Origin of the sequence: Mesorhizobium salmacidum (SeqCode), from assembly GCF_037179605.1 — a bacterium.
Taxonomy (GTDB): domain Bacteria; phylum Pseudomonadota; class Alphaproteobacteria; order Rhizobiales; family Rhizobiaceae; genus Mesorhizobium; species Mesorhizobium salmacidum.
On the sequence record NZ_JAPYKS010000002.1, the window covers coordinates 158,397 to 181,422 of the forward strand.

Sequence of the window (23,026 nt, forward strand, 5' to 3'; positions counted from 1 at the left end):
TTTCATGTTCCGGGCGGGTGGCGGTTCCCATCGCCACCTACCCAGGTAAAGGCAAGTCTAGTCGATCGACCGCAGCACTTCCCGCACATGGTCGATCAGTTCGTTGATCTGGCCCTTGGTGATGATGAGCGGCGGCGACAGTGCGATGATGTCGCCGGTGGTGCGGATCAGCGCGCCGCGCTCGAAGGCTTTGACGAAGGCCGAGAACGCCCGCTTGGTCGGGCTGCCGGCGATCGGCGCCAGTTCGATCGCGCCGATCAGGCCGATGTTCCTGATGTCGATGACATGCGGCTCGCCCTTCAGCGAATGCAGCGCGTCTTCCCAATAGGGTGCCAGTTCCTCGCCACGGGTGAGCAGACCTTCTTCCTTGTAGGTGTCGAGCGTGCCGAGTGCGGCAGCACAGGCGATCGGATTGCCCGAATAGGTGTAGCCGTGGAAGAACTCGATCATGTGCTCGGGGCCGGTCATGAAGGCGTCGTGGATTTCTTTCTTCACGAACACCGCGCCCATCGGGATGACACCGTTGGAGACACCCTTGGCAGTGGTCATGATGTCGGGCGTGACGCCGAAATAGTCGGCGGCGAACGGCGCGCCGAGGCGGCCGAAACCGGTGATGACCTCGTCGAAGATCAGCAGGATGCCGTGCTTGGTGCAGATTTCGCGCAGCTTCTCGAGATAGCCCTTCGGCGGCAGGATAACGCCGGTGGAGCCGGCGACCGGCTCGACGATGACGGCCGCGATGGTCGAGGCGTCATGCAGGGCGACGATCCGCTCCAGCTCGGCGGCGAGCTCCGCGCCATACTCCGGCACGCCTTTCGAAAAAGCGTTCTTCTCCGGCAGATGCGTGTGCGGCATGTGGTCGACGCCGCCCAGCAGCGTGCCGAACATCTTACGGTTGGTGACGATGCCGCCAACCGAGATGCCGCCGAAATTGACGCCGTGATAGCCGCGCTCGCGGCCGATGAGCCGGGTGCGTGAGCCCTCTCCCTTCACGCGGTGATAGGCGATCGCCATCTTCAACGCCGTCTCGACCGATTCCGAACCGGAATTGGTGAAGAACACATGGTCCATGCCCTTGGGCGCGAGGTCGACCAGGCGGTTGGCCAGCTCGAACACGATCGGATGGCCCATCTGGAAGGCCGGGGCGTAGTCGAGTTCGGCGGCCTGGTGCTGGATCGCCTCGGTGATCTTCGGACGGCAATGGCCGGCGTTGACGCACCACAGGCCGGCGGTGCCGTCCAGCACCTTGCGGCCGTCGCTGGTCGTGTAATGCATGTCCTTGGCGGACACGAACATGCGCGGCGCCTGCTTGAACTGCCGGTTTGCCGTGAACGGCATCCAGAATGCGCTGAGATCGTTCGGCGTGACTTTCAGCCGGTTGGACATGACCAAGACTTCCCCTTGTAACCTGTTTCGCTGCGCCCAACGCTTGGTCTTTGCCGCGCTTTCATGCTACGCAAATTTTGACCGATTGGACAAACGTTAGCACCGCCATGTCGGCGGTCAATGGATTACTAGCGGAAATGCGGCTCCTGAAGTGCGTTCCACAGGTTGGAGAAAAACTGGTCCAGAGAATTGGTCCAGATGACCGTCGATGCGAGGGTCCGCAACGGTGATCACGAGCACGCAAGCCCCTCGCCGCACCCGCATCCAGGTGGAAAAGCGCGAACTGATCCTGGAGGCCGCGCTCGAAGTGTTTTCCACCAACGGCTTCCGAGGTTCGACCATCGACCAGATCGCCGAAGCCGCCGGCATGTCGAAGCCGAACCTGCTCTACTATTTCCGCCGCAAGGAGGACATTCACGAGACATTGATGGAACGGCTGCTCGAAACCTGGCTGGCGCCGCTCAGGGAACTCGACGACATCGGCGATCCGATGACCGAACTCAGGAGCTACATCAGGCGCAAGCTGGAAATGGCCCGCGACTTTCCGCGCGAGAGCCGGCTGTTCGCCAACGAGATCCTGCAGGGAGCGCCGCGCATCATGCCGCTGTTGGCGGGCGAGTTGAAGACGTTGGTCGACGAGAAGGCCGCCGTCATCAAGGGCTGGATGCGCGCCGGCAAGATCGCCCGGACCGATCCCTGGCATCTGATCTTCGCGATCTGGGCAACGACGCAGCACTATGCCGATTTCGACGTTCAGGTCCGCGCCGTTCTGGGGCCGAACCGCGGCGGCGACGGCCGCTTCGAGGACGCTGCCCGCTTCCTGGAGCAATTGTTCCTCGATGGGCTGAAGCCAAACGGCTAGCGGCCGACCCACCGGTTGCTTGATTCTTGCCGACCGCGGAGGCTAGCGGACGCGCTCATCATTTCGTCATCCATGGGCGGAGCAAGGAGCGTAGCGACGCAGCGCAGACCCGAGGATGACGACGCTGAGGGGTCTCACGCGCTGCGCCGTTCGGCCGGCATCGCGTCGAGCAATTGCTGCAGCTTGGCGATCGAGTTCTGCTCGGCGAGCGGCGTATAGACGATCAGCCGCATGTCCGAGCCGTCGTCGATCGACAGGCTCATATGCTCGAAAGCCATCAAGCCAGCCTTGGGATGCCGGACGTGCTTCACGCCGGTCAGTTTTCGCGCCACGTCGCGCCGGGGCCACCAGTCACGGAACTCGGGACTTGAGTTCATCATCAGCGCGATCAGCCGTTCGAAATCCGGATCGCCGACATATTTGGCGCTTTCGGCACGAAACGAGGCGAGCACCACGCGGGCGAGTTCTTCCCAGTCGACCAGCAGGCGGCGGTGATGCGGGTTGGTGAACACCATGTGGACGATATTTCTGCTATCGCCCTCCAGCAGGCCGTAGTCGCCGAACACCGCCACGGCCGCTTCGTTCCAGGCAAGAACGTCCCAGCGCCGACCGACGACATAGGCGGGCTGCAGCACCAGGCTTTGCAGCATATGCAACAGCGTGGCGTCGACCTTTTCCGGCGCCGCCACACGACGCTCCGGCTGCTGGCGGCCGGCCAGGATGAACAGATGCCGCTTCTCGACGGCGTCGAGGCGAAGCGCCTCGCAGAGCGCCGCCAGCACTTCCACCGAGGGCCGCACATCCCTGCCCTGTTCGAGCCAGGTGTACCAGGTGGTGCCGACGCCGGCGATCATCGCCACTTCCTCGCGCCGCAGACCCGGCGTGCGCCGTCGCGGACCTGTCGTGATGCCGGTGGCCGACGGCGCCAGCCTTTCCCGGCGCGAACGCAGGAAGGCGCCGAGTTCGCGCCGGCGGCTCTCGTCGGCTGATCGGGTGGAGGCAGCGGGAGCGTTCATGCCGGCTATTATAGCAGTATCGATACCAGGATAAAGTTTGAACTGTTTGACATGGGCAAAGCGCCCCATCTTGCGTTCAGGGCAACAACAGGAGGCTCTGAACATGGAATTGAAAGACAAGACCATCCTCATCACCGGCTCGACCGACGGTGTCGGCCGGGTCGTGGCGCAAAGGCTGGGTGCCGCCGGCGCACGGGTGCTGGTGCATGGCCGCGATGCAACCCGTGGCAAGGCCGTTATCGCCGACATCGAAGCCGCTGGCGGCAAGGCCGAGTTTCTCGCGGCCGATCTCGCTTCGCTGGCGCAGGTAAGACGCCTCGCCGAGGCCGTGCGCGGCAGCACAACCCGCCTCGACATCCTCATCAACAATGCCGGCGTCGGCACTGCTGGCGACAAGCGACAGACAAGCGCCGATGGCTACGAACTGCGCTTTGCCGTCAACTATCTCGCCGGCTTCCTGCTGACCTCGGAGCTTCTGCCGCTGCTGAAGGCGAGCGCCCCGGCACGCATCGTCAATGTCGCGTCCGCCGGCCAGCAGGCGATCGATTTCGACGATGTCATGCTGACCCGCGGCTATAGCGGCGTGCGCGCCTACTGCCAGAGCAAGCTGGCGCAGATCCTGTTCACCGTCGATCTGGCCGAGCAGTTGGAAGGCAGCGGCGTCACCGTCAACGCGCTGCATCCGGCGAGCTACATGAATACCACCATGGTCCGACAGGCGGGCGTGACGCCGTGGAGCTCCGTCGAAACCGGCGCCGAAGCTATCTTGAACCTCGCCACCTCATCCGCGCTCGAAGGCCGCAGCGGCCTCTATTTCGACGGCCTGCGCGAATCCCGCGCCGACGCCCAGGCCTACGACGCCAGGGCAAGACAACAATTGCGCAGCCTGAGCCTCGACCTCGTCGGGTTGGCTTCGCCAAAATCGAAGGAAGAACAGTCATGACCGACAGAACCGAACACACAGTCATCATCGGCGGCTCGTCCGGCATCGGCCTGGCGACAGCGCGCAAACTGCTCGGCCCGGGCATGAAGGTGACCATCACCGGGCGCAACCAGGACAAGCTCGTCGGCGCCTGGAAGAGCCTTAGCGGCGCTGCCGACAAGGCCGCCTTCGACGCTTCGAAGCCGGATGACGTACGCCAGTTCTTCGAGCGCCTCGGCCCGTTCGACCATCTCGTTCTGGCGGCCAGCGGCGGCAAGGGCCTCGGTCCATTCGAGACCCTCGACCTTGCAGACATCGCCGGGGGCGTCGACGAAAAAGTGCGCCCGCAACTCTCCTGCCTGCAGGCAGCCTTGCCGACGCTGAACAAATCGGGATCGGTCACATTCATTTCGGCGGTGTCGGCCCAGGTCGCGATGCCAGGCGTCGCCGGCATCGGCGCCATCAACGGCATGCTGCTGACCGTCGCGCCGATCCTGGCGATGGAACTGAAGCCGTTGCGCGTCAACGTCGTTGCGCCCGGCGTCATCGACACGCCGTGGTGGGGTTTTCTACCGGTTGAGCAGCGGCAGGCGGTCTTCGCCGAATATGCGGGGAAAACGCCGGTCGGCCGCATCGGCCGTGCCGAGGACGTCGCCTCGGCGATAGCCTTCCTCGTCTCCAACAGCTTCATGACCGGCCAGGTGCTGACCTGCGATGGCGGCCTGCGATTTGCGGCCTGAGCATTTGGCAATCGTCGCCAGGCGACCACTGTTCCATGAACAAATTAAAGCGACTGCGCAATCAGCGTCAAAAACCCTCCGCTCAGCGCGACATTGCCCACGAAACCGTTGATGCGCGCTGCCCGGTCTGGACCCTGATGATCCCAGAAATTATGGAACATTGGCGTCGCCACGACCAGAAACATCACCAGCACCATGCAGGCAATCGCGGTCCAGAGACCGGCCATCACCAGCACCCCTGCGATGATCTGCAGGACAATGCCGGCCCACAGCGCCAGCCGGGCCTGTGGCACGCCACGCGCGGCCATCAAACCGGTCAGGAATGCGGCGTTCTGGATGTTGCGCAGGCCGGCGAAGACAAAGGCGCCGCCGAGCAGCAGGCGGCCGAGAAACAGCAAGGTCGAAGGCAAATCGACGGACATTAAACTCTCCCTTTGAAAACAGTAGGAGCGCCGCCTTCCTCGGCGGCGCTCCAATAGACATCAGGACGGTCAGGCCGCCTTGGCGGCCGGCATCGGATGGATGGCATGGAACGGGATGCAGAGCCGGTTCCAGGTGTTGATCATGCCGACCGCCACGGACAGCTTGACCAGTTCCTCTTCCGAAAAATGCTCGAGCGTGCTGACATAAAGCTCATCCGGCACACCGTTTTTGGCGATCATCGTCACCGCCTCGGTCCAGGCGAAGGCGGCGCGTTCGCGCTCGGAGAAGAGCGGTGATTCCTTCCAGGCAGCGACCAGATAGAGCCGTTGTTCGGTCTCACCGTCGCGCCTGGCTTCGCGGCTGTGCATCTCGACGCAGAAGGAACAGCCGTTGATCTGCGAGGCCCTGAGCTTGATCAGGTGCAGCAGGCTCACCTCCAGCCCGCATTCGTCGACCGCCTTGTTGAGTGCCGTCACTGCCTTCATGATTTCCGGCGCCTTCGCGAAAAACTGCAGTCTCTGTTTCATCGTCTTTCCTTTCGCATCTTTGGGGAGGTTAGGCTTGGTTGGTTGAACGGGATTTCTGCGGCCGCTGATGACGCTCGACAAAGTCGCAGCCCGCGGCAAACGATCTGGGATCGCCTTCCGCCGCGTAATCCGCCACGATGTCGGACAGCTTCACCTCTGCGAGCGCTGCCCGGTAGGCGCGCTCGGCCTTCAGCATCGCGGCATTGATGCCGCAGGGTTTGACATAGGCCGAGGCGTCGATCTTGACCGGACCGTTGCGGCGGATCTCGCCGCAGCGAAACGCCGGCTCGCGCCCTTCGACGGCCAGCACGATGTCGAGCAGCGTGATGCGCTCGGCAGCCCGCGCCAGCCGGTAGCCGCCGGCTGGACCCGGCACCGATTCCAGGATCCGCGCCGCGCTCAACATGTTGAGATGCTTCAGGAGATAGCTTGGCGACAGGCCGAAGGCCTCCGCCAGGGCCGCGCCCGGCATCGTGCTGTTGCCCTCGACACTGGCCAGCGTGGCCGCGCAGTGAATGGCCGCTTCAACGCCCTCGCCCAGCTTCATGATGCCAATCTCCAATTCATGGATATCTTTTATCGTGGATAATCTTTATCTGCAATAGGAAACTAAAAAAAACGGCGCCCGAAGACGCCGCTTTTTTCGTCGAAGATCTGTCGCTACTCCGCCGCCACCTTGGCCATCGGATTGTTCGGATGCGTCGTCCAGTTGGCATAGACCGGCGACACCGGCCTGCCGGTGCGCTGGTCCAACGCACCGGCCGCCAGCGGCTCCATGGTGATGCAATTGTCGACCGGGCAGACATTGACGCACAGATTGCAGCCGACGCACTCGGCCTCGATCACCTCGAAATGCCTGACGCCGTTGACCATGCTGGTGATCGCCTGGTGCGAGGTGTCCTCGCAGGCGATGTGGCAGCGGCCGCACTTGATGCAGGCGTCCTGGTCGATACGCGCCTTGGCGACATAGTTGAGGTTGAGGTACTGCCAGTCGGTGACGTTTGGCGTGGCACGGCCGATGATGTCGTCGAGCGAGCGGTGGCCCTTCTCGTCCATCCAGTTTTCGAGGCCGGCGATCATCTCCTGCACGATCTTGAAGCCGTAGGTCATCGCCGCCGTACAGACCTGCACATTGCCGGCGCCAAGCGCCATGAATTCGGCGGCGTCCCGCCACGTGGTGATGCCGCCGATGCCGGAGATCGGCAGGTCGCGGGTTTCGGGGTCGCGCGCGATCTCGGCCACCATGTTCATGGCGATCGGCTTCACCGCCGGGCCGCAATAGCCGCCATGCGAACCCTTGCCGTCGATGGTCGGCATCGGTGCGAAACTGTCGAGGTCGACGCCGGTGATCGAATTGATGGTGTTGATCAGCGACACCGCGTCGGTGCCGCCGGCATGCGCTGCCCGCGCCGGTTTGCGGATATCGGCGATGTTGGGCGTCAGCTTGGTGATGACGGGCATGCGCGTATATTGCTTGCACCAGCGCACCACCATTTCGATATATTCCGGCACCTGGCCGACGGCCGCCCCCATGCCGCGCTCCGACATGCCGTGCGGGCAGCCGAAATTGAGCTCGATGCCGTCGGCTCCCGTCTCCTCGACCAGCGGCAGGATGGATTTCCAGCTTTCCTCGACGCAAGGTACCATGATGGATGCGATCAGCGCGCGGTCGGGCCAGTCCATCTTGACTTGCTTCATCTCGCGCAGATTGGTCTGCAAATCGCGGTCGGTGATCAGCTCGATGTTGTTGAGGCCGAGCAGGCGCCGGTCGGCGCCCCAGATCGCGCCGTAGCGCGGGCCGTTGACGTTGACCACCGGCGGCCCCTCTTCGCCGAGCGTCTTCCAGACCACACCGCCCCACCCCGCCTTGAAAGCGCGGATGACGTTGTAGGCCTTGTCGGTCGGCGGCGCCGAGGCCAGCCAGAACGGATTGGGCGATTTGATGCCGACGAAATTGTTGCGGATGTCAGCCATGACAGGTCCCTTTCAACCGAGACGAAGGAGCATTTCCACAGGAGCAAGAATGCCGCCCTCAAGCGCGGCGGTGAGATTGGCGATCTTGGTGCGGGCATCCTCGCCCATGACAAGGCCGACGCCGGGCGGCGGCTTTTTGCCCTCGGCTTGCGCGGCCGCCATGCGGGCCCGCATCTTCGCGAAGAATTCGATGGCGAAAGCACCGCGCGGGCGCTCCGCGGTCACCGAAAAGCCCGCCGCCGTGGCCGTCGAACGATAGTTGTCTGGCGTGGCGACAAAGGACGTGGTCTCGTCGGATGCCCATGGCACAGGATAGGTCAGCGCGCCGTCCTTGAGCCGCATCACGTCGTAGACAGCGAAGACGCCGCCGGACTTGAGCACGCGGGCGGCCTCGCTCATCAGTTTGCGCTTGTCGGCCAGGTTCATGCCGACATGCAGGATCATTGCCGCATCGAAGCTGGCCTTGTCGAACGGCATGTCCAGCGCGCTGCCTTGCACGAAGCGCGTCTTGCCGTCCATTCCCACCCGTTTTGACAGGCTGGCCGCGATGTCGACATAGCCTTGCGTCAGGTCGATGCCGGTGACGTCGGCGCCGGCATTGTTCGCGGCAAAACGGGCCGGACCGCCGATGCCTGAACCGATGTCGAGAAGCCGGACTCCAGGCTTCAGCCCCATCTGGTCGATGAGTTCCCTGGTGGCGGCCACGCCGCCAATGTGGAATTCGTCGACTGCGGCGAGATCGTCGGCGCTCAGAAGGGCGATTTCCACGCCAGTATCGGCAAGCGCGGCAAGAATCCGCTGCTCCAGGCCTGAAATCTCGTAGTGACGGGCAATGCCCGGTTCCACCGTGGCCATGATCCTTATCCCTGGGTCAGGCTCCTGTGGATGCTCTCAGCCGCATCGCGCCCTTGCGCCACGGCCGAGACGGTCAGGTCGTCGCCACCAAAAATGCAGTCGCCGCCGGCCCAGACCTTGGCCAGCGAGGTGCGCCCTTCCTCGTCAACCTTGATGCGGCCGGCTTCGAGGTCGATTGACGCCCCGCTGCCGTTGAGGGCGACCGGCACAAAACTCTGACCGATGGCCTTGAACACCTGGTCGGCGAGCAGCGTCAGCGTCTCGCCGGTGCCGGCAAGCTTATCCCCGACGAGCGCGGTGTATTCGAGTTCGATGGCACTGACCTTGCCACCTTCGGCGATCACCCGCTTCGGCTGCAGCCAATGGCGGATGGTGACGCCGTTGGCGGCGGCCAGGTCCTGCTCGAACTCGGAGGCGTTCATATGCTCCTGGCCGCGCCGGTAGCAGATCGTCACCTCCTCGGCGCCAAGCAGCTTCGACTGCACGGCGGCGTCGATCGCCGTCATGCCGCCGCCGATGACGACGACGCGGCGGCCAACCGGCAAGCCTGAGAGGTCGCTGGCCTGGCGCAGTACGGCAATGAATTCGACCGCGTTGGTGACGCCGGCGGCATCCTCGCCATCGGCGCGCAGCGCGTTGACGCCGCCAAGCCCCATGCCGAGAAACACCGCATCGTAGTTGCGGATCAGGTCGGAGAACTGGTAGTCGCGGCCGAGCGCCTTGCCGTTCTGGATGTCGATGCCACCGATCGCGGTGACATAGTCGACCTCGGCCTGGGCGAAGTTGTCGACGCTCTTGTAGGCGGCGATACCATATTCGTTGAGGCCGCCGGCCTTCGGGCGCGCCTCCAGGATGGTCACGTCATGGCCGTGGCGGGCGAGCCGGTGCGCCGCGGCAAGGCCGGCCGGGCCGGCGCCGACCACGGCGACCGTCTTGCCCGTTGGCTCGGCGCGTGGATAAAACTGCTTGTTCTCGCTCATCGCGACATCGGTGGCGTAGCGCTGCAAACGGCCGATCTGCACCGGCTTGCCTTCCGCCACCTCGCGCACGCAGACCTCCTCGCACAGCGTCTCGGTCGGGCAGACGCGGGCGCACATGCCGCCCAGGATGTTCTGGTCGAAGATGGTCTTGGCCGACCCGATCGGGTTGCCGGTCGAGATCTGGCGGATGAACATCGGAATGTCGATCGAGGTCGGACATGCATTCATGCACGGCGCGTCGTAGCAGAAATAACAGCGGTCGGATTCGACCAGCGCCTCGTGATGATCGAGCGGCGGGTGCAGGTCGGAAAAATTGTCCGCGTATTGGTCGGGCAGGAGCCGGCCGCCGACAATACCTTCTTTGAACTGGCCCTCTGGCATTTTCAGTTCCCCGTGTTTTTCGTTTTGGGGAAGGCTAGCACGTTTTGTTTTTTTATCAATTGGTCAATTTTTGACGCAAAACATTGAAAAGGCTGGACTAAAAGATGACAATCGAATTCAAGTTAAGGGGACGGGTATGCAGGGATGGAGCTGCCACCCATGCCAATGCCGTGGATCGACCTGATCTCATCGGCGACCAATTGTTGCAATGTCCAAAGATTGCGGTCGCGGATGCCGAATTCCTCGAGATGGCTGACCGTGTTGTAAAGATATTCCGCGCCGGAGCCGACATGGCCGCAGGCGCGCGCCAGCACCCGTGCTACTGTCTCCAGCGGCTGCCCGAGCGAAGTGCCTCTGCCCGTCACCCCGCCCCAGAAACCCAGCGCCCGCAGATGCCCTTGCGCCGTACGCACCGGGACCCACCTGACCGACGCGACGCTCTCGTGATCGTCGATCTCGCGCCGCAACAGTCTTTCGATCTGAGCAGCCTTCTCCCCTTCCGGTAGACGATAGATCACACCATCGGATCGCCCGCCGCGTTCGAGCGCCATCATCAGGCCTGGCTGCGCGACACTGCCGCGCCAGCGGACCATGTCGATGCAGAAGGAGCGATGCCAGCCATGGGCGGTGGCGCGTTGGCGTTCGACGGACTCGAAAGCCGGCTTCCAGATCAGTGAGCCATAGGCGAACACCCATAGCGGCCCCGCATCGGCTTCATCGGACAGCCGCGCGGAAAGGACCCGGAAATCCTCGTCGCTCAGCTGCGTCCAGCTGCCGCTGGGCCCGGGATCGGCCTCCTCGCGATGGCACAGTGCGACAAGCTCGGCTGTAAGCGACATCTGCCGCATGGATCGAGCCCCCCTTCTCGAGGCCAAGCAAAGGCGAAAATCGCAAGGCGCGCAAGATACCAGGAGGCTGGCCTTGCCGTTCCCGATTTCTAGCCCAGATGTCGGATTTCCGTCGTCGAGATCGTCCTAGGATGGATCGAACGACGATCGGCGCACAACGGTGAGGAGACCGACCATGCCAAAATCCCCGATGCCCTTCTTCTGGTACGAACTGATGACGTCGGACCTCGACGCCGCGGAGGCTTTCTACACAACCGTGGTCGGCTGGAGAGCCGAGCCCTTCGACAAGGCCCCAGGCATGCCGCGCTATATCGTCATGAATGTCGGCGAGCGTGGCGTCGGCGGCCTGATGACGATGCAGGAGGATGCGGCCAAGATGGGTATGCCGCCCGCCTGGCTGGGCTATATCCATGCAAGGGATGTCGATGCCGCTACGGCGTCGCTGGAAGCGGCAGGTGGTACCGTTCACCGCCAGCCCGACGACATTCCAGGCGTCGGCCGCTTCGCCGTCGTCGCCGATCCGCAAGGCGCGACCTTCATGTTCCTGCAGCCGAACGGCCCCGACCAGCCGGTTGTGCCGGCCAGCACGCCTGGCCATATTGGCTGGCACGAACTTTATACGAGCGATTGGAAGGCCGCCTTCGATTTCTATTCCAGCCAGTTCGGCTGGACCAATGCCGGCGAATTCGATATGGGCCCGATGGGCATCTATCAGACCTTCACCGCCGGCCCTGAATCCGGCGGCGGCATCATGAACAAGCCCGAGCAGATTCCGGTCCCGGTCTGGCAGTTCTATTTCAATGTCACCGGCATCGACGCGGCCGCCAAACGCGTCACCGACAATGGTGGCAAGATCCTGATGGGACCGATGGAGGTGCCCGGAGGCAGCTGGATCGTGCAATGCCAGGACCCGCAAGGCGCGCATTTCGCTCTGATGGCGCCGGTGCGGTAGCGAGCGCTTACGCCAACCACTGAAATCACGCCTGCTGGCGTCGGCTCATTCCGGCACCAGCACCGCGACCTTGAGGGTCTCTTTCTTGGCACCACTGAACTGGACAGTGGCTTGGCCGGCCGCCAGCTTGAAGCGCACGCTCTTGCGGATGCCGGGGCAGGTTTTGACACCGCTATAACCCGCCGATTTCACGGCATGGCCGTCCTGGATCACATCGATCCAGGCCTCGCCCGACAGGCTGATCTGGATGGCCCCCTCCGGCGGAACCGCCACGCTGGCTACGGCGCCGAACGTGCCTTCCGCGGGGGCCCGTTCGGGCGGCACCGCGAAACCGGCCTTCTCGGCCGGCACCAGCGCCAGATCCGCGGCGGCACCCACCGCGAGCGTCGCTCCGGACGGCGCTGAGGGCGCAGCCGCAAACAGCGCCTGTTCGCGCGTCACCGGCCATTTGAAGGCCTCGCAGCCGGCGTCCTCGGCCATGGCGAAGCTGGTGGTGCCCATAAGGATTGCGAACAGGTTTTTTCATGGCGAGGGGACCCACATGTCTGAAGTGTCCATAAATCAATACAACCATAGCGATATAGTTGCAACCCTAACGGGCGCAATATCAAAGGTCAGGCTGGGGAACATTTCCAATCACCAATTGTTGACGGCAGGCCAGGGGATGTGAATGGTCCATAGCCGGGCGATAACCTATGGCCGAGCCGAGAAGCCAAATGGAGTTTTGGATGAAGCTTTTCGATGGCCTTGCCAGATACCAGCCGCAGGCGCTTGGCGTGCTGCGCATCGTGACCGCGCTGCAGTTCGTCGAGCACGGCACGCAGAAACTGTTCAATTTCCCCGCAGGCGAGCACGCCGCCGCCGCGTTGAGCGGACTGCCGCTAGCAGCCGGCATCCTCGAATTCGTCGGCGGCATTCTGCTGGCACTGGGCCTTTTCACCCGCCCGGTCGCGTTCCTTCTGGCCGGCGAAATGGCGATCGCCTATTTCGTGGCGCATATGCCGCGCGACTTTTTCCCGGTCAACAACGGCGGCGATTCGGCGATCTCGTTCTGCTTTATCTTTCTCTATCTGGTCTTCGCCGGCGCTGGCGCCTTTGCGCTCGACAACCGCCGCAACGCATGATCCCATGCGGGGGTGCGCTCTCACCCCCGCATCCGTTCGAAATCAGCATCGAACAGCGGCGCCGCCTGCATGCGCGCCGCATGCCGCTTGCCCAGCAACTCGATCTCGAAGCCGTCGCTCTCGTCGGCGATCTCCTTCGGCACGTAGCCGACGGCGACCGACTTCTTCGAATGATGGGCGTAGCCGCCCGACGTCACCCAGCCGCGCACCACGCCGCCGAACCAGATCGGCTCGTCGCCGATGACGTCGGCATCCTTGGCATCGACGATGAAGGCGCGTAGCCGCAACTTGCCGCCCTGTTTGCGCTCGGCCAGCGCCGCCGCCTTGCCGATGAAATCGGCGTCCTTGCCGTAGGCGACGAAACGATCGAGTCCGGCTTCCAGCGGCCCGTAGATGGGCCGGTATTCGCGCCCCCATGAACCATAGTTCTTCTCCAGCCGCAGCGCGTTGAGCGCGCGCGAACCGAACAGGCCGATGCCAAATTCCGCTCCCGCCGCCATCAGCGCCTGGTAGGCGGCGCGCTGATATTCCGGCGCCACCCAGATCTCGTAGCCGAGATCCCCGGTGTAGCTGACGCGGCCGACCAGGCACGGCGCCATGCCGATATCCATGTTGCCAATGGCCATGAAGGGAAACGCCGCGTTCGATATGTCGGAGCGTGTGGCTTTCGCCAGCACGTCCCTCGCCTTGGGACCGGCGATCGACAGGCCGGTGAGCTTTTGCCCCAGCGCTTCGATATGGACCGAGCCATCGTCAGGCAGATGCTGCTCGAACCAGCGCATGTGATATTGCTCGGCAATGCCGGAGCCGGCCAGGAACCAGCCATCGGGGCCCAGATTGGCCAGCGTGAAATCGCCGATCAGCCTGCCGTCTTCCTTCAGCATCGGCGCCAGGGTCATGCGACCGGGCTTCGGCAGCTTGCAGGCGAGCATCCGGTCGAGCCAGGCCGCGGCCCCCTCGCCCGTCACCTTGTATTTGGCAAAGCTCGATATCTCCGACAGGCCGACGCCTGAGCGCACCGCCGCGACTTCGGCGGCGACATGGGTGAAGTCGCTCGAGCGCCGCCATGAGAACTCGTCCTTGATGCCTTCCGGTGCGTACCAGAGCGGCACCTCCAGCCCATAGGCGACACCCCATTGCGCGCCCTTGGCCGACAGCAGGTCGTAAACAGGGGTCGTCTTGAGCGGCCGGCCGGCCGGCAATTCCTCGTTGGGGAAGCGGATCGAAAAACGCCTGGAGTAATTCTCGCGGACCTTGGCGTTGGTATAGGCCATCGTCGCCCAGTCGCCGTAGCGCGCCACGTCCATCGCCCAGATATCGGCGCCGGGGTCGCCCTCGATCATCCAGTTGGACAGCGCGAGCCCGACGCCGCCGCCCTGGCTGAAGCCCGCCATCACGCCGCAGGCGACCCAGAAGCCCGGCAGGCCGCGCACCGGCCCGACCAGCGGGTTGCCGTCGGGCGCGAAGGTGAAAGGCCCGTTGATGATCTGCTTGATGCCGGTGTTCTGGAAAGCCGGGAAATGTCGGAACCCGACCTCGAGCGACGGCGCGATGCGGTCGATGTCCGGCGCCAGCAACTCATGGCCGAAATTCCACGGCGTCTGATACTCGGACCACGGCTTGTTGGCCTTCTCATAGGTTCCCATCAGCATGCCGCCGCGCTCCTGGCGCAGATAGAGCTCGCCGTCGAAATCGACCGCATGGATGACCTCGGTGCCGGTTTTGGCATTCCAGGCCGCGACCTCCGGCATATCCTCGGTGATCAGGTACATGTGCTCCATGGCGAGCACCGGCAGTTCGAGCCCGACCATGCGGCCGACCTCGCGCGCCCACAGGCCGCCGGCATTGACGACATGTTCGGCCACCACCTCGCCCTTGTTGGTGATGACGCGCCACATCCCGTCCGGGCGCCGCACGATGTCCTCCACCTTGGTGAAACGTTCGATCTCGGCGCCCAGCTTTCGCGCCGCCTTGGCATAGGCGTGCGTGACGCCCGAGGGATCGAGGTGGCCGTCCTCCTTGTTGCGGACGGCGCCAACGAACTGGCTGGGGTCGAGCAGCGGCATCAGCTCGGCCGCCTCTTTCGGCGAGATTTCCTCCAGCTCGATGCCGAGATAACGGCCCTTGGCGACAACCCCTCGCAGCCAGTCAAGGCGCGCGTCGGTGGCAGCCAGAAGCACGCCGCCGGTCAGGTGGACGCCGGTCGCCTGCCCCGACAGCTCCTCGATCTCCTTGTAGAGGTTGATTGTGTATTTCTGCAGCTTGGCGACGTTGGGGTCGCCATTGATCGTGTGCATGCCGCCGGCCGCGTGCCAGGTCGAGCCGGATGTCAATTCGTCGCGCTCCAGGAGCACGATGTCGGTCCAGCCATGGCGGGCGAGGTGGAACAGCACCGAGCACCCAACGACGCCACCGCCAATGACCACGACTTTTGCATGCGATTTCATGGGTTTTTCTCTGATATCAGTGAGTTGGATGGGAGATGTGAATCGGGACAGCAGGTGCCGCGCGCCGGCGCCACGGAAATCACGGCTCGCCCTGCCCGATCGCTTCCTTGCGCTTGGCCACATAGGCCTCGAGCTCTTCACGTACGGCAATGTCCATTGTCGGCTCGACATAATCCGCCAGCGCCTTCTTCCACAGCCGCGTCGCGCGCGCGGTCGCGTCGAGGCCGCCGGCTTCCTGCCAGGCTTCGAAATTCTGCCAGTTGGAGAGCATCGGCTGGTAGAAGGCGGTCGCATAGCGCTCCAGTGTGTGAGGCTCGCCGAAGAAATGGCCGCCGGTCGGCACCGCGCCCAGCGCCTCGACGGCAAGCTCGGCCTCGTCGACCACGATCGGGCGCAAAAACTCCATCATGTGCTGGATCATCTCGACATCGATGACGAATTTCTCGAACGACGCCGTCAGCCCGCCTTCCTGCCAACCGGCGGCGTGGTAGACGAGATTGCCATGGCCAAGCACCGCGCCCCACAGCGCCATCAGCGTCTCATAGGCGCCTTGCGCATCGGCGGCGTTGGAAGCCGAGCCGGGCGTCGTCCGGTATGGCAGGCCGTAGCGCCGCGCCAATTGACCCGAGGCGATGTTGGCCTTGGTGTTTTCAGGCGTGCCGAAAGCCGGCGCGCCGGACTTCATATCGACATTGGACGTGAAGGCGCCATACATCACAGGCGCGCCGGGACGCACGAGTTGCGTCAGCACAACACCGAACAGCGCCTCCGCATTCTGCTGCGCCAAGGCGCCGGCCAGCGTCACCGGGCTCATCGCCCCCATCAGCGTGAACGGTGTCACCGCCACCGACTGGCCGTACTCGGCCATGGTCATCAGCCCCTCGGCCATCATCTCGTCGAAGCGGCGCGGCGAGTTGACCGAGATGATGGTGGCGATGCCGGGATCATCGCGCATCTGATCCAGCGTCAGCCCGCGCGAAATCGCCATCATCTCGATGCCGTCCAGAGCCCTGCCCCGGCCGATCGCCGAGACATGGAAGCTCTTGTCGGTCAGCGTCAGATTGGTGAAGTAGGTGTCGAGATGGCGTGAGTTGGCCGGCAGCTCGACCGGCGCGCAGACCTGATTGCCGAGCATGTGGATACAGTTGAAATGCTGCGCCAGCCGGGTGAGATCGGCATAGTCGCGCAGATTGCCGGCACGGCGGCCGCGCTCCATGTCGTGCACATTGGGAGGACCGGCCACAAGCGTGAAATTGATGGTGCTGCCACCGAGATGGATTGACTTGGCCGGGTTGCGTGGGGTCAGCGTATAGGTAGATCGCGTCGTCTTCAGCGCCTCGTCGACCATGCCGCGATCGACGCGCACATTGGCCGAGGCGTGATCGACCTTGGCGCCGGCTTTCTCGAACAGCGACAGCGCACGCGGGCTCATCACCTCGATGCCGAAATTCTCCAACATATGCATCGACGCCTGATGGATCGCCTCGATCTGGTCTGGTGACAGCAACGCCATCGGCGGATACGGGTTCGTCACCCGTCTGGGCGGCAGCTGCGCGATGGGCGCTGGCCCCCTGTTGCTGGTGCGCTCGGCGCCGCGCTTGCGTCTTGGTTCGGTCATGCCGGCATCAAAGCTTCGGCAGCGCGGCCGGTCTGTCAGAAATACGCCGTTTGCCGGCGTGATTTTAGCCAAGGCGGCATATCTGCAATGCCTGTTTGGAAATGACGACAATTGGCGTCGGAATACCGATATGGCATTTTCTCACCTGCTCGTGCCGACCAGGCGTTAACGGCGGCAGCAAGATTCCCTTTATGATTTCGGCTTATTGCTCATCCAATGCGTAGGTCGAGTTTTAGTAAAATTGTAGCGGTGTGTGCGCTGCTGGCACTTTCGGCTTGCGCCACCGCGCCCAGCCACATCAACAATGTCTGTGCCGTCTTCGACCAGAATGACGGCTGGTTCGACAATTGGCAGTCGGCCGCCGAGCGCGCGTCCCAGAAATACGGCGTGCCGGTGCCGGTGCTGATGGCCACCGTGCGCAAGGAATCCGGTTTCAAGAGCAACGCCCGGCCGCCGCGCACCAAGCTGCTCGGTTTCATTCCGTGGAAGCACGTCTCGTCGGCCACCGGGTTCTCGCAGGCGCTGGACGGAACCTGGTCGCAATATCAGAGCGAGACCGGCAACTGGGCGGCGCGGCGGACGAAATTCGCCGACGCCGTCGACTTCGTCGGCTGGTATCATTCCAAGACATCAGACGCATACGGCGTCGCGCGCAACGACACCTACAACCTCTATCTCGCCTACTATCTCGGCTGGACCGCCTATGGCCGAGGCAATCGTGGCGATGCCGGCGTCCAGGGCTATGCAAGGGCCACCGACAAGATGGCCCGCGACTATGCACAGCAACTGAGCCAGTGCGGCAACTAAAGGGTTGCCGCAACGGTCGTGGCTTTCAGCGCGGCTTCTTGCCGAACACCTTGATGTATTCAGCCTCGCCGCCCTTGGCTAGCGCCTTTGCCTGCCTGACCCAGTCCTCGCGCTCGATACGGCCGTGGAATCTCAGATGATCGTCAACCCACTCGCGCTCTGCCTTCTTCCATGCGGCGACCTGAGCGTAGGTGAAGATGCCGAGGCCATTGAGGATGCCTTCCGTCTTCGAGCCGACGCCGGAGATCAGCTTGAGGTCATCGGGTTTGGCAGGCCTGGCGATGCCCGACGGGCGGTTCTTGTCGACATTTGCGCCGGCCAGACGGGCTGGCTCCGCAGTCGCGCTCGCCTTTGTCGCACTTTGGCTTGATTTGGTCTGCCTCACCGCAGGCTTACCAATTGGTGCCACGCGTGCGTTCTCCGCCTGGCGGCCGTCTCCAAGCGTCCTTGGCGTGAACGGCGCGGAGGTGGCGTTGGCGGGCTTCGGAGAGGCATCGCCGGTCTCGGAGACCTCGTCCCGAACTTCGTGGCGGCGAGCCCGCGAAACGGCTTCGGCCTCCTCGGCGGCCTCCCCCACGGCGTCGGCTTCGGCACTGGCCGTCTTGCCATGTGGTCGGTTGGGCGGCGTACCGGCAAAGCCCGGACCGTCGCCATGCGGCGCATCGTCCGGCACGCCCTCATGGGCGGCGTGTTCCTTGTCGAACTTGATCACCGGCTCCATGGTCTTGAGCACGTCGTCGGAGAGCCAGCATAGGCTCATATGGCCTTCGCCGAGATTCTTGACCGGCGGCACCTTGGTCTCGCACAAATTATCGGGGACCAACTTCTTGTAGCCGCAGCGTGTCTGGAACGGACAGCCGGACGGCGGGTTCATCGCCGAGGGTATGTCGCCCTCCAGCACGATGTGCTTCTTGACCACGCTGGTATCGGCGATCGGGATCGCCGACAGCAGCGCCTCGGTATAGGGATGATAGGGCGGTGCGAAGATCTGGTCGGTCGTGCCCTGCTCGACGATATAGCCGAGATACATGACGACGACGCGGTCGGCGATGTAGCGCACGACGGACAGATCGTGGCTGATGAACAGCATTGTCGTCTTGTTCTTGCGCTGGATGTCCATCAGCAGTTCGGTCACCGCCGCCTGCACCGAAACGTCGAGCGCCGAAACCGGCTCGTCGGCCACAACCACCTTGGCGTCGCCGGCAAAGGCGCGTGCCACGCCGATACGCTGCTTCTGGCCGCCGGAAAGCTGGCGCGGCTTGCGCGTCTCGAAGGCGCGCGGCAGCTTCACCAGGTCGAGCAGTTCCAGCATCCGTTTGCGCCGGTCGGCGACGGTCTTGCCGACATTGAATTTTTCCAGCGTGCGGATGATCTGCGATCCGACCGAATGGCTGGGGTTGAGCGTGTCGAACGGATTCTGGAACACCATCTGGATCGACGACACAGTATCGACGCTGCGCTTCTCGATGCCGGTCGACTGGATTTCCTTGTTGCCCAGCGTCACGCTGCCGGAACTGGCCGTCTCAAGTCCGAGCAGCACCTTGGCCAGCGTCGACTTCCCGCAGCCGGATTCGCCGACGATGGCGACCGTCTCGGATTCGCGCGCCATGAACGAGATCGTCTCGTTGGCCTTGACGACGCGGCCTTCGCTCGAGCCGAACACCTCGCTGCCGCCGACCTTGTAATATTTCCGGAGGTCCTCGATCTTGAGCACCGGCGCGCCGGGCACGACACGTTCATTGATCTTCTTGGCGCCGGGCGGCAGCGCGTCCCAGTCGATCTCGTTGAAGCGTACGCAACGCGAGAAATGGCCTTCGTGACCCGCGACCTCGATCATCGGGATCTCGGCGGCGTTGCAGACGCCCTCGACGAAATGATGGCAGCGCGGGCCGAAATTGCAGCCTTTCGGCCGCTCGTGCGGCAGCGGCAATTGGCCGGGAATCGCAATCAGCGGCCGGGAGTTCTTGTCGGCGCCCGGCAGCGGGATCGAACGGAACAGCCCTTGCGTATAGGGGTGGCGCATCCGGTCGAAGACGTCCTTGATCTTGCCCGTCTCCACCGCCTCGCCCGAATACATCACCGTGATGCGGTCGCAGGTTTCAAGGATCAGGCCGAGATTGTGCGAGACGAAGATCATCGAGGTGCCGAACTTCTCGCCCAACCCCTTCACCAGGTCGACGATGCCCGCTTCCACGGTCACGTCGAGCGCGGTGGTCGGCTCGTCGAGCAGAAGCAGCGCCGGCTTCGACAGCAGCGCCATGGCAATGACGATGCGCTGCTGCTGGCCGCCGGAAAGCTGGTGCGGATAGGAGCGCATCATGCGCTCGGGATCGGGAAGCTTGACCGAGCGCACCATTTCGAGCGCCCTGGAGTAGGCCTCTTCCTTCGACACCTTGTCGTGGATCAACGGCACTTCCATCAGTTGCTGGCCGATCTTCATCGCCGGATTGAGGCTGGCCATCGGCTCCTGGTAGATCATGGCGATCTTGTTGCCGCGGATGGCGCGCAGTTCCTCGTCGGAGAGCTCGCCCATGTCCTTGCCCTGGAACTTGATCTTGCCGCCGACGATCTTTCCGATGTTGGACAGGTCGCGCATGATGCCGAGCGATACGGTCGACTTGCCGCAGCCGGATTCACCGACGATACCCATCGCCTCGCCCGGCATGACCGTGCAGGAAAAATCCATCACCGCCGGTATCTCGCCCTTGCGGGTGAAGAAGGAGATCGACAGGTTCTCGATCTCGATGATCGGCCCATTGGTCGGCCCATTGGTCGGCTTGGCGGGATTTCGAACTGCCTCGTTCATGGGTCGCTCCAATCCAAATTTTACCAGACGCGGGTCAAGGCCCGTCAATCAGTCTTTCATCGATTGCTCGCGCAGCGAATCGGCCAACAGGTTGAGCCCCAGCACGAACGACATCAGCGCGATCGTCGGCGGCAGCGCCGGATGGATGAAGGAGCGCAGCAATCGGCTGGCGTCCTTGATCGCGGTGCCCCAGTCCGGGCTCTCGGGCGCAAGCCCCAGGCCGAAATAGCCCAGCGTGCCGAGCAGGATCGTGGTGTAGCCGATGCGCAGGCAGGCATCGACGATCAGCGGTCCGCGCGCATTGGGCAGGATTTCCCACAGCATGATATACCACGGCGATTCACCGCGCGTCTGCGCCGCCGCCACATAGTCGCGCGTCTTGATGTCCATCACAAGGCCGCGCACGATGCGGAACACGCCGGGGCTGGAGGCGAACACCACAGCCACGAAAATGTTGAGCTGGTTGGGATCGATGTGGACGATGTGCAGCGGATCCCTGTCGAAGACAAGGCCGAGGTAGACCCAGCCGCCTATGATCAGCGTCAGGCCAAGCAGGATATAGATCCGGTCGGGCCGGTTCTTGTAGCGGGTCCAGAACAGCACGCTGAAGAAGATGATCGGGAACAGGAAGAAGACACCGGCCAGCGCATAGGGGATCGGCGTGTCCATGATGCCCGGCGTCACCAGCAGGTAGAACAGCAGGATCACCGGGAAAGCCAGCACGAGGTTGGCCAGGAACGACAGGATGGAATCGATCTTGCCGCCGTAGTAACCGGCCGGCAGGCCGAGCGTGATGCCGACCATGAGCGCGAAACCGGTCGCTGCGGGTGCGATGATCAGCACGATCTGGCTGCCATAGACCATGCGCGAGAACACATCGCGCGCCAGCTTGTCGCCGCCGAACAGGTAGACGAGCCCCGATTGCGGTTCGATGGCGCCGGGCAGCGTGTCCTTCATGATCGGGACCTGGCCGAGCGGATCGAAAGGCGAGATGGTCGAGGCGAAGATCGCCGTGAACAGCCAGAACAGGCAGATGAAGACGCCCGCTATGCCGACGCCGCTGTCGAACAGCTGGCCATAGAGCGCCAGCTTCTTCTTGTAGAGAAAGCTCGCGCCCATGACGATGAAAAGCGCGACCCAGACCGGCCAGAAGCGCCAGAACACTTCGAGGATGATGGTGGAGGCGCCGATATATTGAGCTTGCATGCGCCTTCTCCCTACTGAACGCGGATGCGCGGATTGAGGAACGCGTAGCCGACGTCGGAAATGAGCTGCGTGATCAAGACGATGAACACCGAGACCAGCGAACAGCCGAGCAGAAGATCGATGTCGTTGTTGCCCGCGGCCTCGACCAGCGTGTAGCCGAAGCCCTGGTAGCGGAACATCACCTCGACGATGACGACGCCGGTGAGCAGCCATGGAAACTGCAGCATGATGACGGTGAACGGCGCGATCAACGCGTTGCGCAGCGCGTGCTTGACCACGACGCTCTTGAAGGAAAGCCCCTTCAGGCGTGCCGTGCGGATATATTGCTGCGTCATCACCTCGACCATCGAGGCGCGCGTCATGCGCGCGATGTAACCGATGCCGTAGATCGCCAGCGTGATGACCGGCAGCGTGAAGTTGTAGAAGGTGATACCCTGGCTTGCCGAGGCGGCAGAACCGTTCAGCCAGCCGAGCCATGAGGCGAAGACGACGGTGAAGATGACGCCCGACACATATTCAGGTGTCGCCGTCGAGGCGATCGACGCGACCGACAGCACGCGGTCGGTGCGCGAGCCCTCGCGCATGCCGGCAAGGATGCCGATCAGCAGCGAGACCGGCACCATCACCGCCAGCACCCAGAACATCAGGATGCCGGTGGCGCCGAGCGCAGGGAACAGCTTGGCCCCAACCGTGGTCTTGAATTTGGTCGAGCAGCCGAAATCGCCCTCGATGACACCGGAGAATGTCGGCACCGTCGGGTCGTTGCAGAAAGAGAAGCGCTGTGTCGTCTTCCCCGTCGCCGGATCCGTGATCGGTTGCTTGGGCACGACGCCGAGCCACTGGCCATAGCGAGCGAAGAAGTTCTGGCGGTAGCCGTGATTGACCAGCCAGCTTTCGAGCTGCTCGGCCGATGTGTGCATTTCGGTCTGGCTGATCGCCAGCTTCTTCAGATTGGGTTCGAGATTGACGAGGAAGAAAACGACCAGCGTCAGGCACAGCATCGTGAGCAGTATAGTGCCGATGCGTCTGATGATGAATGAGAACATTGTACCCCCTGCCGGCCGGGTTGGGGTCAGATATGGTCAACCCTGTTTCGAAAACCTTGCGACGTCACGCCGCCGCTGCATCCAGTGCAACGGCGACGATCCCGCG

At 63.4% G+C, this 23,026-nt stretch carries 21 protein-coding genes; 6 read left to right on the forward strand and 15 right to left on the reverse strand.

What is annotated here, in order from left to right:
* Nucleotides 1-57: 57 nt before the first annotated feature.
* Nucleotides 58-1,386 (reverse strand): omega-aminotransferase AptA, encoded by a 1,329-nt coding sequence (gene aptA / locus O7A60_RS03380; protein ID WP_337105015.1) that lies wholly within the window; start codon nucleotides 1,384-1,386, stop codon nucleotides 58-60.
* 208 nt (nucleotides 1,387-1,594) lie between these two features.
* Between aptA and O7A60_RS03385 the strand changes: the two genes are divergently transcribed.
* Nucleotides 1,595-2,248 (forward strand): TetR family transcriptional regulator C-terminal domain-containing protein, encoded by a 654-nt coding sequence (locus tag O7A60_RS03385; RefSeq protein WP_337105017.1) that lies wholly within the window; start codon nucleotides 1,595-1,597, stop codon nucleotides 2,246-2,248.
* 134 nt (nucleotides 2,249-2,382) lie between these two features.
* Here the strand turns inward: O7A60_RS03385 and O7A60_RS03390 are convergent, their stop codons facing one another.
* Nucleotides 2,383-3,264 carry a helix-turn-helix transcriptional regulator gene (locus O7A60_RS03390; RefSeq protein ID WP_337105018.1) on the reverse strand — a complete coding sequence of 294 codons (882 nt, stop codon included), beginning with the start codon at nucleotides 3,262-3,264 and terminating at the stop codon, nucleotides 2,383-2,385.
* 103 nt (nucleotides 3,265-3,367) lie between these two features.
* Here O7A60_RS03390 and O7A60_RS03395 point away from each other — a divergent pair, with 103 nt between their 5' ends.
* Together O7A60_RS03395 and O7A60_RS03400 are read left to right on the forward strand one after the other, a co-directional pair.
* Entirely contained in the window at nucleotides 3,368-4,207 is an 840-nt protein-coding gene (locus tag O7A60_RS03395) for an SDR family oxidoreductase (protein ID WP_337105019.1), read from the forward strand.
* Nucleotides 4,204-4,926 (forward strand): SDR family oxidoreductase, encoded by a 723-nt coding sequence (locus tag O7A60_RS03400; RefSeq protein ID WP_337105020.1) that lies wholly within the window; start codon nucleotides 4,204-4,206, stop codon nucleotides 4,924-4,926. The genes O7A60_RS03395 and O7A60_RS03400 overlap by 4 nt, the downstream gene beginning before the upstream one ends.
* Before the next feature lie 44 nt (nucleotides 4,927-4,970).
* On the opposite strand, the gene O7A60_RS03405 is transcribed toward O7A60_RS03400, so the two are convergent.
* From O7A60_RS03405 to O7A60_RS03435, 7 genes are all read right to left on the reverse strand, one after another.
* Entirely contained in the window at nucleotides 4,971-5,348 is a 378-nt protein-coding gene (locus O7A60_RS03405) for a DoxX family protein (RefSeq protein WP_337105021.1), read from the reverse strand.
* A 69-nt stretch (nucleotides 5,349-5,417) separates the two neighbouring features.
* On the reverse strand, nucleotides 5,418-5,876 hold the full coding sequence (locus O7A60_RS03410; protein ID WP_337105022.1) for a carboxymuconolactone decarboxylase family protein: 459 nt from the start codon (nucleotides 5,874-5,876) through the stop codon (nucleotides 5,418-5,420).
* 28 nt (nucleotides 5,877-5,904) lie between these two features.
* Nucleotides 5,905-6,423, reverse strand: a complete 519-nt coding sequence (locus O7A60_RS03415; RefSeq protein ID WP_337105024.1) for an RrF2 family transcriptional regulator — start codon at nucleotides 6,421-6,423, stop codon at nucleotides 5,905-5,907.
* A gap of 113 nt (nucleotides 6,424-6,536) precedes the next feature.
* Nucleotides 6,537-7,850 (reverse strand): NAD-dependent dihydropyrimidine dehydrogenase subunit PreA, encoded by a 1,314-nt coding sequence (preA, locus tag O7A60_RS03420; protein ID WP_140747597.1) that lies wholly within the window; start codon nucleotides 7,848-7,850, stop codon nucleotides 6,537-6,539.
* A gap of 12 nt (nucleotides 7,851-7,862) precedes the next feature.
* On the reverse strand, nucleotides 7,863-8,705 hold the full coding sequence (locus tag O7A60_RS03425; protein WP_337105025.1) for a class I SAM-dependent methyltransferase: 843 nt from the start codon (nucleotides 8,703-8,705) through the stop codon (nucleotides 7,863-7,865).
* A 5-nt stretch (nucleotides 8,706-8,710) separates the two neighbouring features.
* Nucleotides 8,711-10,066, reverse strand: coding sequence for an NAD(P)-dependent oxidoreductase (locus O7A60_RS03430; RefSeq protein WP_337105026.1), 1,356 nt, complete (start codon nucleotides 10,064-10,066; stop codon nucleotides 8,711-8,713).
* Nucleotides 10,067-10,188: 122 nt separating this feature from the next.
* Nucleotides 10,189-10,914, reverse strand: a complete 726-nt coding sequence (locus tag O7A60_RS03435) for a gamma-glutamylcyclotransferase (RefSeq protein ID WP_337105027.1) — start codon at nucleotides 10,912-10,914, stop codon at nucleotides 10,189-10,191.
* A 175-nt stretch (nucleotides 10,915-11,089) separates the two neighbouring features.
* On the opposite strand from O7A60_RS03435, the gene O7A60_RS03440 reads away from it, so the two are divergent.
* Nucleotides 11,090-11,866 (forward strand): VOC family protein, encoded by a 777-nt coding sequence (locus O7A60_RS03440; RefSeq protein ID WP_337105028.1) that lies wholly within the window; start codon nucleotides 11,090-11,092, stop codon nucleotides 11,864-11,866.
* Nucleotides 11,867-11,911: 45 nt separating this feature from the next.
* Here the strand turns inward: O7A60_RS03440 and O7A60_RS03445 are convergent, their stop codons facing one another.
* Nucleotides 11,912-12,367, reverse strand: a complete 456-nt coding sequence (locus O7A60_RS03445) for a hypothetical protein (protein ID WP_337105029.1) — start codon at nucleotides 12,365-12,367, stop codon at nucleotides 11,912-11,914.
* Nucleotides 12,368-12,594: 227 nt separating this feature from the next.
* Here O7A60_RS03445 and O7A60_RS03450 point away from each other — a divergent pair, with 227 nt between their 5' ends.
* Entirely contained in the window at nucleotides 12,595-12,990 is a 396-nt protein-coding gene (locus O7A60_RS03450) for a DoxX family protein (protein ID WP_337105030.1), read from the forward strand.
* A 20-nt stretch (nucleotides 12,991-13,010) separates the two neighbouring features.
* On the opposite strand, the gene O7A60_RS03455 is transcribed toward O7A60_RS03450, so the two are convergent.
* Together O7A60_RS03455 and O7A60_RS03460 are read right to left on the reverse strand one after the other, a co-directional pair.
* Nucleotides 13,011-15,437 carry a GcvT family protein gene (locus O7A60_RS03455; RefSeq protein WP_337105031.1) on the reverse strand — a complete coding sequence of 809 codons (2,427 nt, stop codon included), beginning with the start codon at nucleotides 15,435-15,437 and terminating at the stop codon, nucleotides 13,011-13,013.
* A gap of 79 nt (nucleotides 15,438-15,516) precedes the next feature.
* Nucleotides 15,517-17,055 (reverse strand): trimethylamine methyltransferase family protein, encoded by a 1,539-nt coding sequence (locus tag O7A60_RS03460; RefSeq protein ID WP_337105032.1) that lies wholly within the window; start codon nucleotides 17,053-17,055, stop codon nucleotides 15,517-15,519.
* A 216-nt stretch (nucleotides 17,056-17,271) separates the two neighbouring features.
* Between O7A60_RS03460 and O7A60_RS03465 the strand changes: the two genes are divergently transcribed.
* A complete protein-coding gene (locus O7A60_RS03465; RefSeq protein WP_140502338.1) occupies nucleotides 17,272-17,862 on the forward strand; it encodes a transglycosylase SLT domain-containing protein in 591 nt (196 codons plus the stop codon).
* A gap of 25 nt (nucleotides 17,863-17,887) precedes the next feature.
* On the opposite strand, the gene O7A60_RS03470 is transcribed toward O7A60_RS03465, so the two are convergent.
* Genes O7A60_RS03470 through O7A60_RS03480 form a run of 3 tightly spaced genes read right to left on the reverse strand, consistent with a single transcriptional unit; the run spans nucleotide 17,888 to nucleotide 22,920 of the window.
* Nucleotides 17,888-20,668 (reverse strand): dipeptide ABC transporter ATP-binding protein, encoded by a 2,781-nt coding sequence (locus O7A60_RS03470; RefSeq protein WP_463146368.1) that lies wholly within the window; start codon nucleotides 20,666-20,668, stop codon nucleotides 17,888-17,890.
* 48 nt (nucleotides 20,669-20,716) lie between these two features.
* Complete coding sequence (locus tag O7A60_RS03475; RefSeq protein WP_337105033.1) at nucleotides 20,717-21,874, reverse strand: ABC transporter permease; 1,158 nt, start codon at nucleotides 21,872-21,874, stop codon at nucleotides 20,717-20,719.
* 11 nt (nucleotides 21,875-21,885) lie between these two features.
* Nucleotides 21,886-22,920 carry an ABC transporter permease gene (locus tag O7A60_RS03480; RefSeq protein ID WP_027141576.1) on the reverse strand — a complete coding sequence of 345 codons (1,035 nt, stop codon included), beginning with the start codon at nucleotides 22,918-22,920 and terminating at the stop codon, nucleotides 21,886-21,888.
* Between the last annotated feature and the right edge of the window lie 106 nt (nucleotides 22,921-23,026).

Coding starts and splice junctions, on each gene's coding strand:
- aptA (WP_337105015.1), bottom strand. CDS start 1,386: ATGTCCAACCGGCTGAAAGTCACGCCGAACGATCTCAGCGCATTCTGG.
- O7A60_RS03385 (WP_337105017.1), top strand. CDS start 1,595: ATGCGAGGGTCCGCAACGGTGATCACGAGCACGCAAGCCCCTCGCCGC.
- O7A60_RS03390 (WP_337105018.1), bottom strand. CDS start 3,264: ATGAACGCTCCCGCTGCCTCCACCCGATCAGCCGACGAGAGCCGCCGG.
- O7A60_RS03395 (WP_337105019.1), top strand. CDS start 3,368: ATGGAATTGAAAGACAAGACCATCCTCATCACCGGCTCGACCGACGGT.
- O7A60_RS03400 (WP_337105020.1), top strand. CDS start 4,204: ATGACCGACAGAACCGAACACACAGTCATCATCGGCGGCTCGTCCGGC.
- O7A60_RS03405 (WP_337105021.1), bottom strand. CDS start 5,348: ATGTCCGTCGATTTGCCTTCGACCTTGCTGTTTCTCGGCCGCCTGCTG.
- O7A60_RS03410 (WP_337105022.1), bottom strand. CDS start 5,876: ATGAAACAGAGACTGCAGTTTTTCGCGAAGGCGCCGGAAATCATGAAG.
- O7A60_RS03415 (WP_337105024.1), bottom strand. CDS start 6,423: ATGAAGCTGGGCGAGGGCGTTGAAGCGGCCATTCACTGCGCGGCCACG.
- preA (WP_140747597.1), bottom strand. CDS start 7,850: ATGGCTGACATCCGCAACAATTTCGTCGGCATCAAATCGCCCAATCCG.
- O7A60_RS03425 (WP_337105025.1), bottom strand. CDS start 8,705: ATGGCCACGGTGGAACCGGGCATTGCCCGTCACTACGAGATTTCAGGC.
- O7A60_RS03430 (WP_337105026.1), bottom strand. CDS start 10,066: ATGCCAGAGGGCCAGTTCAAAGAAGGTATTGTCGGCGGCCGGCTCCTG.
- O7A60_RS03435 (WP_337105027.1), bottom strand. CDS start 10,914: ATGCGGCAGATGTCGCTTACAGCCGAGCTTGTCGCACTGTGCCATCGC.
- O7A60_RS03440 (WP_337105028.1), top strand. CDS start 11,090: ATGCCAAAATCCCCGATGCCCTTCTTCTGGTACGAACTGATGACGTCG.
- O7A60_RS03445 (WP_337105029.1), bottom strand. CDS start 12,367: ATGGGCACCACCAGCTTCGCCATGGCCGAGGACGCCGGCTGCGAGGCC.
- O7A60_RS03450 (WP_337105030.1), top strand. CDS start 12,595: ATGAAGCTTTTCGATGGCCTTGCCAGATACCAGCCGCAGGCGCTTGGC.
- O7A60_RS03455 (WP_337105031.1), bottom strand. CDS start 15,437: ATGAAATCGCATGCAAAAGTCGTGGTCATTGGCGGTGGCGTCGTTGGG.
- O7A60_RS03460 (WP_337105032.1), bottom strand. CDS start 17,055: ATGACCGAACCAAGACGCAAGCGCGGCGCCGAGCGCACCAGCAACAGG.
- O7A60_RS03465 (WP_140502338.1), top strand. CDS start 17,272: ATGCGTAGGTCGAGTTTTAGTAAAATTGTAGCGGTGTGTGCGCTGCTG.
- O7A60_RS03470 (WP_463146368.1), bottom strand. CDS start 20,668: ATGAACGAGGCAGTTCGAAATCCCGCCAAGCCGACCAATGGGCCGACC.
- O7A60_RS03475 (WP_337105033.1), bottom strand. CDS start 21,874: ATGCAAGCTCAATATATCGGCGCCTCCACCATCATCCTCGAAGTGTTC.
- O7A60_RS03480 (WP_027141576.1), bottom strand. CDS start 22,920: ATGTTCTCATTCATCATCAGACGCATCGGCACTATACTGCTCACGATG.